1 protein-coding gene is annotated in these 341 nt (G+C 40.5%); it reads right to left on the reverse strand.

Features of this window, described 5'->3' with window-relative positions:
* Positions 1 to 14 precede the first annotated feature (14 nt).
* The coding region (locus tag FD07_RS12265; RefSeq protein ID WP_156403294.1) for an IS30 family transposase at positions 15 to 341 on the reverse strand (327 nt) is incomplete at its 5' end.

Raw genomic sequence — 341 nt, forward strand, 5'->3', positions numbered from 1 at the left:
GGTAGATTGCAAATTTAATCCGAATTTTTGGACAAATTTGTCAGCATAACCTGATACGGTGTTTGCCAGTCGAGTATTTTAAGCGGTCGCTGGTTAATTTGGAGTAACGTCGTCGTTAAATCTTGAGCACTAATGTGCTCAAAACGAGTCCCTTTAGGATAAAAATAACGTAAATTCCGATTAAAGCGTTCATTACTACCACGTTCAGCTGGCGTATAAGCATGGCAGTAATAGGTCTTAATACCATATTGTGATTCAAGTGATACTAGCCCACTAAACTCAGTGCCACGGTCCACAGTAAAGCTGTGCACCGGACCATTAAAAGTGGTTAGGAACTTAGT

The sequence above is a fragment of the Levilactobacillus parabrevis ATCC 53295 genome, from assembly GCF_001434055.1.
Lineage (GTDB): Bacteria > Bacillota > Bacilli > Lactobacillales > Lactobacillaceae > Levilactobacillus > Levilactobacillus parabrevis.